This window comes from Acinetobacter sp. ANC_7682 (assembly GCF_056779795.1).
Genome location: NZ_JBWYIQ010000016.1, coordinates 57,191 through 71,208, shown reverse-complemented (window position 1 = coordinate 71,208; position 14,018 = coordinate 57,191). Strand labels below are relative to the sequence as shown.

The 14,018-nt window shown below is 40.0% G+C and carries 14 protein-coding genes and 1 riboswitch; of the genes, 9 read left to right on the top strand and 5 right to left on the bottom strand.

Annotated elements, in window-relative coordinates; translation table 11 throughout:
- The first annotated feature begins 205 nt into the window (after positions 1–205).
- From AC1M9D_RS08125 to AC1M9D_RS08095, 7 genes are all read left to right on the top strand, one after another.
- Entirely contained in the window at positions 206–1,258 is a 1,053-nt protein-coding gene (locus AC1M9D_RS08125; protein ID WP_481611911.1) for a hypothetical protein, read from the top strand.
- Between the two features lie 40 nt (positions 1,259–1,298).
- Positions 1,299–1,418: riboswitch (TPP riboswitch) on the top strand.
- Positions 1,419–1,505: 87 nt separating this feature from the next.
- A complete protein-coding gene (thiC, locus tag AC1M9D_RS08120; RefSeq protein WP_035263924.1) occupies positions 1,506–3,401 on the top strand; it encodes a phosphomethylpyrimidine synthase ThiC in 1,896 nt (631 codons plus the stop codon).
- Between the two features lie 73 nt (positions 3,402–3,474).
- Positions 3,475–4,101: an NUDIX domain-containing protein gene (locus AC1M9D_RS08115; protein ID WP_481589168.1), complete on the top strand. Its 627-nt coding sequence runs from the start codon at positions 3,475–3,477 to the stop codon at positions 4,099–4,101.
- A 3-nt stretch (positions 4,102–4,104) separates the two neighbouring features.
- Entirely contained in the window at positions 4,105–4,911 is an 807-nt protein-coding gene (gene cpdA / locus AC1M9D_RS08110) for a 3',5'-cyclic-AMP phosphodiesterase (RefSeq protein ID WP_481611910.1), read from the top strand.
- Between the two features lie 206 nt (positions 4,912–5,117).
- Positions 5,118–5,639, top strand: coding sequence for an RNA polymerase-binding protein DksA (gene dksA, locus AC1M9D_RS08105; protein ID WP_035263919.1), 522 nt, complete (start codon positions 5,118–5,120; stop codon positions 5,637–5,639).
- Positions 5,640–5,698: 59 nt separating this feature from the next.
- Positions 5,699–6,562: a tRNA glutamyl-Q(34) synthetase GluQRS gene (gene gluQRS / locus AC1M9D_RS08100; protein WP_265734071.1), complete on the top strand. Its 864-nt coding sequence runs from the start codon at positions 5,699–5,701 to the stop codon at positions 6,560–6,562.
- Between the two features lie 79 nt (positions 6,563–6,641).
- Positions 6,642–6,896, top strand: coding sequence for a zinc-ribbon domain-containing protein (locus AC1M9D_RS08095; RefSeq protein WP_481589171.1), 255 nt, complete (start codon positions 6,642–6,644; stop codon positions 6,894–6,896).
- 16 nt (positions 6,897–6,912) lie between these two features.
- Here AC1M9D_RS08095 and ftsW read toward each other — a convergent pair whose 3' ends face one another.
- The 5 genes from ftsW to AC1M9D_RS08070 all read right to left on the bottom strand — a co-directional run bounded on the left by ftsW (position 6,913) and on the right by AC1M9D_RS08070 (position 12,003).
- Positions 6,913–8,109, bottom strand: a complete 1,197-nt coding sequence (gene ftsW, locus AC1M9D_RS08090) for a putative lipid II flippase FtsW (protein WP_035263915.1) — start codon at positions 8,107–8,109, stop codon at positions 6,913–6,915.
- 10 nt (positions 8,110–8,119) lie between these two features.
- The gene (gene murD / locus AC1M9D_RS08085; RefSeq protein WP_092767322.1) at positions 8,120–9,475 is read right to left on the bottom strand and encodes a UDP-N-acetylmuramoyl-L-alanine--D-glutamate ligase; all 1,356 of its coding nucleotides are present in this window, start codon (positions 9,473–9,475) and stop codon (positions 8,120–8,122) included.
- Between the two features lie 150 nt (positions 9,476–9,625).
- Positions 9,626–9,874, bottom strand: coding sequence for a DUF6587 family protein (locus tag AC1M9D_RS08080; RefSeq protein ID WP_481611909.1), 249 nt, complete (start codon positions 9,872–9,874; stop codon positions 9,626–9,628).
- Positions 9,875–9,898: 24 nt separating this feature from the next.
- On the bottom strand, positions 9,899–11,755 hold the full coding sequence (gene feoB / locus AC1M9D_RS08075) for a ferrous iron transport protein B (protein ID WP_092767324.1): 1,857 nt from the start codon (positions 11,753–11,755) through the stop codon (positions 9,899–9,901).
- Positions 11,752–12,003: a FeoA family protein gene (locus AC1M9D_RS08070; RefSeq protein ID WP_092767423.1), complete on the bottom strand. Its 252-nt coding sequence runs from the start codon at positions 12,001–12,003 to the stop codon at positions 11,752–11,754. Before AC1M9D_RS08070 ends, feoB begins: the two co-directional genes overlap by 4 nt.
- Positions 12,004–12,173: 170 nt before the next feature.
- Here AC1M9D_RS08070 and xerD point away from each other — a divergent pair, with 170 nt between their 5' ends.
- The gene (xerD, locus tag AC1M9D_RS08065; protein WP_481611908.1) at positions 12,174–13,091 is read left to right on the top strand and encodes a site-specific tyrosine recombinase XerD; all 918 of its coding nucleotides are present in this window, start codon (positions 12,174–12,176) and stop codon (positions 13,089–13,091) included.
- A 109-nt stretch (positions 13,092–13,200) separates the two neighbouring features.
- Positions 13,201–14,016 (top strand): DsbC family protein, encoded by an 816-nt coding sequence (locus tag AC1M9D_RS08060; RefSeq protein WP_481607877.1) that lies wholly within the window; start codon positions 13,201–13,203, stop codon positions 14,014–14,016.
- The last annotated feature ends 2 nt before the right edge of the window (positions 14,017–14,018 follow it).

The following is a 14,018-nucleotide window of genomic DNA, read 5'->3' as shown; positions in this document are numbered from 1 at the left end:
AGTCGTTTAAATTCCCCATCATTAAATCTAGTTAAATTTTCATATTTCATGGGACGAGTATAAACAATTTTTTACTTTCGCAAGAGGTCTATTATTGTAACGCTTGATTGCGAAGCAACTACAATAAATTTCACTGTACGGTTTTAAAATAAGTGAAAATCTATTTGCGCCTCATTTCACACTTTAACTGTATTTTGATATCTCAATGAAGTCATTTTTGCACACGTTTAAGCCTATTCGTCAATTATTGACTCTTATGGTCGTAAGTCTTGGCTTAACTGCGTGTCAAAAGCCGATTTCCGAAGAAATTCCTACTGAATCTCCAAACCCAACCCAAAACCAGAACACCACACCTGATCTCAACCTCATTTGTCAAAAACTCAAAAAAGAAATGCTCGGGATAACTGCTCAACGGACTACATTCGCCATTGAGCAAATCAATCAAGATATTCGACTTTGTCTTCCCTTAATGCCATTTCAGGAACAGAAAGAATTGATCGGTTTGGCAGACATCATGTATAGAAATTTCTTAAGTATAGATCGATCAGCTGATCAGCAAAAAGCTTTTGATTTATATGCTCATGACCAGTCGCAATTTCCGACGATTCAACAATCACAAATTGAAAAATTACATCCACGAGATCAATATTTACTTCGGCATAAGGGTCAAGCGTATATTGATCTCGTCGATATTAACCACCAAGCAACCTATCAAAGAAACCCATATTATTTAGCACGAGTATTTGCCCCCTATTTCCCTGAGGCAGAACAAGCATTTATGCAAGAACTTGCTGAACAAAATCAGCAAGCACAATTTGAAGATCCTCATTTTCATCTTGAAGCACAAGAGATTTCTAGACGTGCCCAGTATTGGGAAAATTATCTAAAAAAATATCCTCAAAGCAGTTTCCGTTTAGATGCAGAGTACCTTTATCATTTTTATTCAAATTTATTATTTAAAGGTCTCAAACATGATCCTGTTTCTCATGATTTTGAAGGACGTGTTGAAATTGCACCCGATGCTTTAACTGAAATCGAACAACTCGCAAATATGAAAAATAGTCGCTTAGCAGATCAAGCGCGACTTTTCTTAAAATTTATCGAACTGGATTCACAACAAAAAAGTAAATTAACTTCAGATCAGACTGATGAAAATCCGCAAGTTCTTATACAGCTAAGTCACTATTTAAACTTAAAAACTGTTGATCTTGAAAATCGTCGTAATTGCTTTAAAGACGCAATTTGTTATGCATCCTAGTCTGATGACTTTAATCTGACTTTATATGTTAGTATTTTGACATCGCTTGACGGAGCGCGAGTAATAACTCGCTGAGATCACCTAAAACATTATTTTGATGGTGAGTACCGTTGAACCTGATCAGGTTAATACCTGCGTAGGAATCAAGCCATCTAAAAACTTTGTTCTAGGTTATTCATTCAGGATAATTCCGCCACCGTTTTTGGTCGTGCTTGATTCGTTGATGTCATTCATAAGGATCATTGCAATGAACCAATTAACGAATCTTTCAAATACAGATCTCTCTGCTCAACATGAGCAAGATGCTCAAGATCTCACCCGCATTTTACCGGCGTCAAAAAAAGTCTATGTTCAAGGTTCTCGTCCAGATATTCGCGTACCCATGCGTGAAATTGCACTCTCTGATACACCAACGGGCTTAGGCGGTGAGTATAATCCTGCCATCATGGTGTATGACACTTCAGGTGTTTATACCGACCCTGAGATTCAAATTGATTTAAATCGAGGCCTACCAAACCTCAGAGATACATGGATTGAAGAGCGCGCAGATACAGAACAACTCGCGACATTAAGCTCAAAATTTGGGCGAGAACGTCTTCAAGATATTCGTACAGCTGGCATTCGTTTCGCACATATCCAGAAACCTCGTCGAGCTAAACCAGGACATAACGTTACGCAAATGCATTATGCTAAGCAGGGTATTATCACGCCTGAAATGGAATACATTGCGATTCGAGAAAACCAAAAGCAACGCGAAGGTGTGGATACTCGCCAACATGTTGGTCAAAACTTTGGTGCAAAAAATTTATTAGAAATTACACCTGAATTTGTACGCCAAGAAGTCGCTGCAGGTCGTGCCATTATTCCTGCCAATATCAATCATCCTGAACTCGAACCGATGATTATCGGACGAAATTTCCTAGTGAAAATCAATGCCAATATTGGCAACTCAGCACTGGGTTCATCCATTGATGAAGAAGTAGCAAAAATGACATGGGCAACACGTTGGGGTGCTGACACCATCATGGATTTGTCTACAGGTAAAAATATTCATGAAACACGCGAGTGGATTATTCGAAATTCTCCTGTCCCTATTGGAACTGTTCCGATTTATCAAGCATTAGAAAAGGTGGATGGAATCGCAGAAGATCTTACATGGGAAATTTTTAAAGACACTTTAATCGAACAAGCTGAGCAAGGTGTTGATTACTTCACGATTCATGCTGGTGTTTTATTGCGCTATGTTCCTCTCACAGCCAATCGCTTAACGGGCATCGTTTCACGCGGTGGTTCAATCATGGCACAGTGGTGTCTTGCACATCATAAAGAAAATTTCTTATACACCCATTTTGATGAAATCTGCGAGATCATGAAAGCCTATGATGTCTCATTCAGCTTAGGTGATGGTTTACGCCCTGGGTGCATTCAAGATGCCAATGACGAAGCCCAATTTTCCGAACTACGTACATTAGGAGAATTAACCCATCGAGCTTGGGAACACGATGTGCAAGTCATGATCGAAGGTCCTGGTCATGTTCCTATGCATATGATTAAAGAAAATATGGATTTACAACTTGAGGTTTGCAAAGAAGCACCTTTTTATACATTAGGACCATTAACAACAGATATTGCACCTGGTTATGATCATATTACTTCAGCAATTGGTGCAGCCATGATCGGTTGGTATGGAACAGCGATGCTTTGTTACGTAACACCTAAAGAGCATTTAGGTCTACCCAATAAAAAGGACGTCAAAGATGGCATTATTACCTATAAAATTGCAGCACATGCTGCAGACCTCGCCAAAGGACATCCAGGTGCTCAAGTCCGTGATAATGCACTTTCAAAAGCACGTTTTGAGTTTCGTTGGGAAGATCAATTTAACTTAAGTTTAGATCCTGATACAGCACGTAGTATGCATGATGAAACCATGCCTAAAGAGGCACATAAATCAGCACATTTCTGTTCGATGTGTGGACCTAAATTTTGCTCAATGAAGATTACCCAAAATGTGCGTGAATACGCTCAAAATCAGCAGTCTGATAATCTAGATCTCAAGTTAAATCAAGAGATTGAATCAGGTCTCAACGCGATGAAAAATGAGTATCATAAGCAAGGACAAAAGTTGTATCAGAAGCTGTAAAAATTAAAAAACCTGTTTTTCTTTAATGCAATCTCAGTTAGGATGAAATAAATTTTTGTCCTAACGTATACGAATGAAAATTCTTGAAAAAGCCACCTACAATAATAAAGATTTTAAGGTCCATTCTCGCGAATCCCTTTATCAAGGATTCATTCGTATAGAGAAAGTGAGCATCACACATCGTTTATTTGGTGAGAATACTTATACCCCAACAATTCATCGTGAATTAGTGCATCGAAAAGAAGCTGCTGGTGTACTCATCTACAATGATGCACTCAAGCGCTTTGCACTGATTGAACAATTCCGAATTGGTGCAATCGATGATCCTATCTCCCCATGGCAACTAGAAATCATTGCAGGCGTATTAGATGGCGATGAATCACCTGAAACATGCATTCAGCGTGAGAGTTTAGAAGAATCTGGTTGTGAAATTCGTAATCTGGAACATTTATTTACCTTCTACCCTTCTGCTGGTGCGTGCGATGAAGTTTTTCATTTGTATGTCGCAGAAGCAGATCTTCCTGAGCAAGGTGGTATTCATGGTATGCCAGATGAAGGTGAGAATATCCAACTGCATATCTTAGCTTATTCAGATCTTGAACAATTATTGGCATCCAAACGATTGTGTAATGCACCTGTCATCATGGCTCTGCAATGGCTCAAACAGCACATTGCCACTACCTCTATAGCGCTGAGGTAATTTATGACGCCTCTAATCAAACAGAATAAAAATGATCAGCTCATTATCCAAATTACCGATACTCATCTCATGGATCATCCTGACACGCCGTTTGTTCAGATAAATCCTGAACAAAGTTTTCATGCAGTGATCAATGATATTTTAAATCGCTATCAAGACATTGATGCGATTATTCATACAGGTGACTTGGCACAGGTACCACATGAGGCAACTTATCACCGATATTTGAGTTTCATGAAAAATTTGAATATTCCGTTTTATCAAATTCCAGGGAATCATGATGATGCCGAATATTTTCCTTTTGCAGCGCCTGATCCTATACCGGCCGTGTTAACTTTCGAAACGTGGAAAATCGTCCTATTAAATAGTGCTGTGCCCCACAAAGTAGATGGTTGGATTAAAGCAGAACAATTGAATCATTTATCAATGATTCTTCAGGAAACACAGAAGCACCCTGTCATTTTGGCGTGTCATCATCACCCACTTGAAATGAAGTCCAAGTGGATTGATCGACACATCTTAAAAAATTCAGATCAATTGACACAGATCATGGCAGAGTATCAACACATTCAAGCAGTGATCTTTGGACATGTGCACCAAGATTCGTTGAATGTTTGGAAAAATATTCAATTTTTATCAACGCCCTCCACCTCCGTTCAGTTTAAACCAAAGACTGAAGATTTTGCCTTTGATGACCTTGCACCAGGCTATCGCAGCCTACTACTGAAAACTGACGGTAGCTTTGAAACACGTGTTCATCGCCTACAAAATTTCGCGCAAAATATTAATAAAGAAATTTCAGGTTATTAGCTTTTCTTTTAAAGTGTTTTGGATTAAGTTATCTGTCCGAATGGAATCTGAACAGTCCAAAACAGATATTCATAGCTTTCATCTTTGATAAAAAATCTATATGATGACGCCCCCGATAGCAACAATCTATCGGAAGCGATAAAAACACTTGCATATCACCATATTTTTTGCGTACGCAAACACGCATATGATGAGGAATGCCCTTTATGGCGAATGACAACCAAAATCAAGTCTTGGAAGAAAACAACGTAGTTGCTGAAAAAGTAAAACGCGTGCGTAAGACCAAGCCAAAGACTTCCGAAGGCGGTACTACAGCGAGTCTATTTGGCATCGAGCCTTATCAGCCGAAAAAAAATGAAGAATACATGTCTGAAGGTCAACTTGAGCATTTCCGTCAAATTTTATTGGCATGGAAAGACGAGTTAATGTCAGAAGTGGATCGAACATTAAATACAATGCAAGATGAAAATACTGCATTGCCTGATGTAAATGACCGTGCAACGCAAGAAGAAGAGTTTGCGATTGAGCTTCGTACTCGTGACCGTGAACGCAAGTTAATTCGCAAAATTGAACAATCTATCGAAGCAATCAAAAATGATGACTATGGTTTCTGTGAAACCTGTGGGATCGAAATTGGCTTACGTCGTTTAGAGGCTCGTCCAACAGCGACGCTTTGCATTGATTGCAAAACTTTAGCTGAAATTAAAGAGAAACAAAATAACGGTTAATCATGTTATTTAATAATCCTTCCCTAACCCCTCCTTTGATAAAGGAGGGGGACAACAGGATGGCTTATGTGGGTCGGTTTGCGCCATCGCCAACCGGCCCTCTTCATTTTGGATCACTCATTACAGCTGTTGCAAGCTATTGTGAAGCAAGATCTCATGCAGGCAAATGGGTTGTACGAATTGAAGATACAGACATCCCTCGCATATATCCTGGTAGTGAAGAACATATCTTGTCATGTATTGAAGCTTTCGGTTTCGAGTTTGATGACGAAATTATCTTTCAAAAAGACCGTTTAAACATCTATGAGTCTGTCTTAAACGATCTTCAGCAACGTGACCTCACCTATGCCTGCCAATGTACACGAAAAATCTTAGGCTCTAATCATATCTATAGCGGTACTTGCCGCGATTTAAAACTACCACACGATCAACAAGCCATTCGGGTTAAAACATCAAACGAGTTGATTTGTTTTGAGGATCTTTTACAAGGTCAGCATTGCTCTAATTTGACCAATGAATTAGGAGATTTTGTTCTTAAACGTCGCGACGGTATTATTAATTATCAGCTCGCCGTGGTTGTGGATGATTATCTACAAGGAATGACTCATGTTGTGCGTGGTGCTGATTTGCTGGATAACACTGAACGACAAATTTGGTTAGGGCGATTATTGGGCTACCCTGAACTTCAGTATATGCATTTGCCCCTAGCAATGAATAAAGATGGTACAAAGCTTTCTAAGCAAAATTTAGCTGTAGCACTTGATCTCACCCAAGCCCCCCAACTCTTGAACAAAGCTATTCACGCATTAGGACAAGATCCAGTTGATCTAGATCAACCAAATCGTATGCTTCTACAGGCAATTCAACAATGGGATCGTAAGAAAATTCCAGTTGGCACCACCATACAAGGTGTTTTTGAATAGTGTCCATACAGAATCATGCTTGTTATTCAGCTGAAAATGTTTTTGAATTCCATTTAGATAGATTAATCAGGAGTTCATTATGTTTTTTATTTTTGGGGTAGGACCTAAAACCATCAAAACGGAAAAGGGGCAATTTCTATGCCCAGTCTGTCGTACACATAGCAATTATGAAATTAAACAACAACGCAATTATTTTTCTTTATTTTTTATTCCATTGATTCCACTATCAAAACCCAAATCTGGTCAAGTCACCTGTTTAAACTGTGGCACACATATGCCAACAATGGTGTTGCAGCAAAATAGTACTCCACCATCATCAGATTTGAATGCTTAAGATACAATCGTGTATTTTAAAAGCTAGATACTTCCTTAGCCTGATTCTTTTCTTGGGTTGTTGCTTCAATTTTCAGCATTAAACTGACCATGACAGCACACATAATCAGAGATGAACCACCATAACTAATAAATGGTAAAGTTAAACCTTTTGTTGGGAGCAGCCCCATATTCATGCCAGCATTTACCATAATTTGCAGAACAAAAATAATGCTAATCCCGTAAGCCAAATAACCCGCTCTCAAGAATTGATGTTGAATGGCACGATGCCCAATTCGAATACACGCACCCACCATAAGAAATGACAGTGCGAGAACAACCGTAATGCCCATGAAACCGAACTCTTCTGCCAAAATAGCCAACATAAAGTCCGTATGCGCCTCAGGGAGATAAGACATTTTTTGAATACTATGGCCTAAGCCTACCCCTAACCATTCACCACGTCCAAAGGCCATAAGCGCATTTGAAAGCTGATAACCAGAACCTAAAGGATCTGCCCATGGATTGGTAAAAGACATTAAACGCTCGAAACGATAAGGCTCGAACACAACCAGCACTACAAATGCCATGATAATGGCACCCAATGCAATACCAAACTGGATTAGTGGCGCACCTGCAAGAAAGAACACCCCTAACATCGTTAAGGCAACCACTACCGTTGCACCTAAGTCAGGTTCAGCAATAATCAAACCAACTGTACATAGCATTACTGTTGCTAATCTTGCTAGCCCTTTCACATTATTCCGCACTTCTTCTGCCCGACGGACAACATAATCTGCAGTAAAAATAGCCATCATCACTTTCGCAGCTTCAGTAGGCTGGAAGGTAAATCCTGCGATTCGAATCCAACGCGTCGAACCGTTCACTTCCGAACCGACTAATAACACCGCGACAAGCAATGCCATAGTCATCATCCATAACGGAAATGTGTTATTAAACCAGGTATTTAACGAAACACGATAAACCAAAATTGCTGCGACAAACGCAACCACGATGGATATGGCATGGCGGATGACATAGTGGAATGGATTTTCATGCAATCTTTCTGCGTAAGGCATAGAAGCTGAACCAACCATCACCGTTCCAATACAGAGCAGTGCAATCACACAAAAAATTAGAACATTCCTTGATGTAATTTCACTTGGAATACGTGGTAACCAACGTTGGTAAATTTTATTCACTTTATCAATCGTTGTCTGAGCTGACTCAGCCATATCTTCGTCCTTATTGTTCTTCGTGCAGCGCATTCACACAAGCAACAAATTGATGTCCGCGTTGTGGATAGCCAGTAAACATATCAAAACTTGCACATGCCGGCGAAAGCAATACCACATCATGTTGCTGTGTATTTGCTTGACATAATTTTACTGCTTCTTCCAATGATGTAGCGTGAAGAATTGTGGTTGTGCCTTGAATTGCTTGTTCAATCACTGGCGCATCTTCACCAATGAGTACCGCGAGTTTTGCAAATTCCGTTAATGATTTTCTTAAAGCAGTAAAATCTTGCCCTTTACCTTGACCACCTAAAATGATGGCAACTTTAGCTTTCTGTACTGCGATCGCCGCACCTAAGCCATCTAATGCTGCTAAGGTTGCCCCAATATTTGTACCTTTTGAGTCGTTATAATAACGAACACCTTGCACTTCTTTGACAAATTCGCAGCGATGTTCCAACCCCTTGAAGGTTTTCAAAGTTTCCAGCATGACCTCTAATGGTAGACCTATCGCTTCACCTAAAGCTAAACACGCAAGTGCATTTGCGACATTGTGTGTCCCTTGAATATACATCTCAGAACTTTTCAATAAACGTTCACGCCCCCTTGCTAGCCACATCGTGCCATCAGTATCTCTGAGTACACCATACTGATTCATATCTGGTGCATTGAGCCCAAAACTCTGCATTGGCGTTGCATCAGGTACTAAGGGACGTGTCAAAGAGTCATCACGATTGAAGACCACTTTCTTGACACCTTGAAAAATACGATGTTTGGCAGTGTGATATCCCATCATATCGCCATGACGATCGAGATGGTCTTCACTCATATTTAAGACGACAGCAACTTCAGCATTTAAGTTCGATGTAGTTTCTAATTGGAAACTGGATAGTTCTAAGATATATAGCTCTGGATCATCTTTGGTTAAATCTAAGGCTGGACGTCCTAAATTCCCCCCTACAGCGACTTTTTTGCCTGCATCTTTCGCCATTAAGCCGATCAAGGTGGTCACTGTACTTTTTGCATTAGAACCTGTTATTGCAACAATAGGCTTTTCAGTCGCACGTCTTAAAATTTGAATTTCACTGACAACAGGAATGCCTTGTGCAAGCGCTGTTTGAATCACTGGCAGTTTAGGATCAAGCCCTGGACTGATAATAATTTCCTCAGCAGACAACAACATTTCTTCGTCAAATTTCCCAAAGCTAGTTTGGACTTCAGGTGGAATTTGATCATGTCCAGGTGGAGAGGTCCTCGAATCTGTTACTGCAACGTGATAGCCTTTTTCATGTAGAAAATTTACCGCAGCAACACCCGAAATTCCGAGTCCTGCGACAACTTTTAATCCACCACGCTGTATTAACATTTCTGCCCCATATTTTAGTCTAATTAGAAACTGCCGAAATGTTAGCACTTTGCTGCTTTGAATGCTTTTTTTGATTTCATAATCTTGACATTATTTTGTGTCCATGCGTAAAAAAACCGCCAATTTAGGCGGTTCTTTTATTGAAGTAAACTACTTCCATTTCACAGCTTGAGGGTTTAACTTGGGTGTTTCCTTGTTTGAAACAGGACAAGCGCAATTTCCGCCACAACCAGCAGTCATTTTGGGTTTAAGCCACTTTGATAGTGCCTTCCACCCTTTTCTTTTCGTGGCATCTGACAGTTTCATAAAGACTGAATTTGACGTCTGTGGAAAAACCTTTTTGAATACGACCAATGCACTCCAAAGGACCAATGCCGTAATAATTAGAATTTCAATCATCTCAGTCTCCTCAACTCTTCAGATTTAAGCTAACACGCTGGTCGCGACTTGATAGGTTAAAAACGACATAAAATACGCTAAACCAAATAAATAGACGGTCATAAAGCCAACTGTCTTCCAAGAACCTGTTTCGCGTTTCACTGTCGCTAATGTCGCCAAACAATGTGGTGCATAAATGAACCAGACCAAAAGTGATAATCCTGTTGCTAAAGACCAGCCCAAATCCCCACCACTACTAATCAGTGATGCCAAGCCTTCCGACATCGCATCCTCATCAACAGCAGACAAAGCATACACGGTGCCTAAAGCAGCAACGACAACTTCACGCGCAGCCATGGCTGGAATTAAAGCAATACAAATCTGCCAATTGAAGCCTAATGGCGCAAAGATTGGTTGCATCAAATGACCTAACATCCCCGCAAATGAATAATCAATCGCAGGTAATGTTGCACCCTCTGGTGGTTGTGGGAATGTGCACAAGAACCATAATAAAATAGAAAGCGCAAAGATGATTCCACCGACTCGCTTCAAAAAGATTTTTGCTCGATCAAGCAAGCCAATCCACACGTTTTTCAAATCTGGAAAACGATAGCTTGGAAGTTCCATCAATAACATATGTTGAGATTTATCTTTTTGGAAAAACTTCAACACAAACGATACGATCAGTGCACTCACAATCCCTGCCATATATAGACCGAACAGCACTAAACCTTGAAGGTTAAATAGTCCCCAAACCGTTTGAGAAGGCACAAAAGCTGCAATCAACAACGCATAGACGGGTAAACGAGCTGAACAAGTCATCAATGGCGCAACAAAGATCGTGGTCAAACGGTCTCTTGGATCACTAATAGTCCGTGATGCCATGATTCCAGGAATTGCACACGCAAAACTCGACAGTAATGGAATAAATGCACGTCCCGAAAGACCTGCTTTATACATCAACTTATCAAGTAAGAATGCCGCTCGGGGTAAATAACCTGATTCTTCAAGCACCAAGATAAAGAAGAATAAGATGAGAATCTGAGGCAAAAAGACAACTACACCACCTGCACCCGCGATAATTCCATCAACCACTAAACTATTGAGTAATGGATGTGCAATATTCTCACCAACGACTTCACCCAACCAGCCAAAGAACGTCTCAATACCATCCATGAAGGGTGCCGCCCAAGCAAAAACTGCTTGGAAAATGATGAACATCATCACCGCTAAACTGAATAGACCAAGTACTGGGTGCAGAAAGATTTTATCGAGAAAAACTGAACGTTTATCATCAAATTCAACAAATTGAACGGCATCTTTGACAATCGCTTCAACTTTGTCGTGATCAGATCCTTTCAAACCTGTCAGCTCAGTTTGAGGAACAGCATATTTGCCATGATCTAGCGCATTCATCAGGTTTTCAATACCTGAGCGACGCACAGCAACCGTTTCTACAACTGGAATGCCTAAGCGCTCAGAAAGCTTTTGGGTATTTATTTGCATTCCACGACGACGAGCTTCATCCATCATGTTAAGTACGAGTAGCATTGGACGACCCAATTGGATCAACTCCAAAACTAAACCAAGGTGCAACTTCAGATTGGTTGCATCAACAACGCATAAAAATGCATCTTGATGACCTTCTTCCGCAATTTTCCCATAAACAACATCACGGGTGATTTCTTCATCTGGACTAGTTGCGTCTAAACTATACGTTCCTGGCAAGTCTAAAACACGAACCGCTTTACCTGAGTTTAGCGTGAAGTGACCAATTTTTCGCTCAACGGTTACACCTGCATAGTTACCTACTTTTTGGCGTGTTCCAGTCAAATGATTGAATAATGAAGTTTTACCACAGTTAGGATTACCAACAAGGGCAACACGCAACGCATCGCTCATGCCGACACTCCTTCTATTTCAATTTTTTGTGCTTCATTTTTTCTTAAGGCAAAGCGAGTAAAACCCACTTGAATGAGAATTGGATCGCCGCCAAACAGTCCTTTCGTAATGACTTGTACTTTAGTTCCGGAAACAAATCCTAGCGTTTCTAAACGACTTGCCACCATATCTGTAGAAGTACCATCTACAGTGCGATGCACTTGCGTAATGATGGCAGATTGTTTGACTTTCAAATCAGATAAACGCACCGTACCTAACCCTAAAAAATTTTGAACAGTATACATACAAATGAGAATTATTACCGCACTCTCATCAAGAATGATTCGCATCTTCTTATAACACATCGACATGCATAGAAAATTACACTACATTAGATAATCTCAATTAAATCAATCGAATTTCCCAATCGAATATCCCTATGATTAATAAGAAACCTCGAGTTCCTGCACCCATTCAAATTCCAGAACAACTTTCGTTCTTACACGGATTTCGGGATTATTTAATCGCTCAGTCTGTTAGTCCGCACACCCGAAATGCTTATCTCACAGATTTAGTCCAATGCAGTACTCTGTTAACCAGCCCCATGACCTTATGGTCACATGATGATATTTCAGATGTACTAATTGAGCTCACCAAACAAGGGAAAAGTCCTCGATCAATTGCTCGCACTTTATCGGCACTTCGGTCTTTCTATAAATTTTTAAGAGAGCAAAATTTAAGAACAGATAATCCTATAGCCGCACATAAAACACCCAAGTTAGGACGAGCGTTACCTAAAGATTTATCTGAGCAAGATGTTGAATCACTCATTCAAGCACCAGATACAAACACAGCGTTAGGCTTGCGTGATCGCACGATGTTTGAAGTCCTTTATGCTTGTGGTTTACGCGTGAGCGAACTGATTAATTTAAGAATAGATCACATCAATCTCAATCAGGGTTTTTTGCGAATTTTGGGCAAAGGAAATAAAGAGCGTTTAGTTCCTTTGGGGCAAATTGCTGTGGAATGGATTGAAAAATACTTAGCAGAAGCTCGCCCCCAACTCCATAAAAGTGCTACAGATTACTTATTCCTGACCCAACATGGCGGGATTATGAGCCGTCAAAACTTTTGGTATGCCATCAAACGTTATGCCCTCCAAGCAGGTATAGCTACAGAGCTATCCCCCCATACATTAAGACATGCTTTTGCAACTCACCTGCTCAATCATGGTGCAGATCTCCGAGTGGTACAAATGCTCTTAGGGCACAGTGATTTATCGACAACCCAAATTTATACGCATGTTGCACAAATTCGCATGCAACAACTTCATGCTCAGCATCATCCCCGTGGCTAAGTCATCGATCTGAATTTTGTAGCACTGAGCTATAATTTACGATTTGAGAATATTTTTTGTTATGCTTAGCGCAGTAAAAATAATGCTGAAAACTTTAAAAGGGTTGTTTATGTTATTTACCCGTTCGAAAATTTTATTCGTTTCTACCCTTGCAACGACGCTTTTTATGTATGCATGCTCCAAGTCTGAAGACACACAAAAATCAGATGGTACTTTAACAGCAACTGCTCCAGCAACCGGCCAAGCATCAAATTTAACTGAGCGAAATGCGCAACAACGCTTGATTCAAAAGTTAGAGAAAAATTTTAAAACCGCAAATATCAATGCCAAAATTATCGACATTAAACCAACCGAAGTACCAAATCTTTACTGGGTCAATTTAGAGGGTATGACTGCGGTATACACTACTGCAGATGGTCAATATATTTTCCAAGGTGATTTACTACGTTTAGGTAATAAAAAAGTTGAAGATATTGGACAATCCTTCCAGTCGGCATGGAGTAAAGGGTTACTAAGCCAGTTAAAAGCTGAAGATCTCATTATTTATCCAGCTAAATCTAAAACCAAACATATCGTTTACGTTTTTACAGATATCAGCTGCCCTTACTGCCATAAATTGCATGAACATATGGATGAAATCAATTCTAAAGGAATTGAAGTTCGTTATATCGCGTGGCCACGTGGAGAACAGTATTTCCCAGCAATGGAAAGTGTCTGGTGTAGTAAAGATCGTAAAACTGCATTTGATCAAGCTATTGCAGGTCAACAATTGGACAATACCAACTGTGAAAATCCTGTTAAAGATCAGTACCAAATGGGTTTAAAAATGGGTGTAAATGGAACGCCTGCAATTTACAGCTCAGAAGGTGTTTATCTTGGTGGATACATGACAGCAGATGAAATACTACGTAGCTTAAATAACTAATA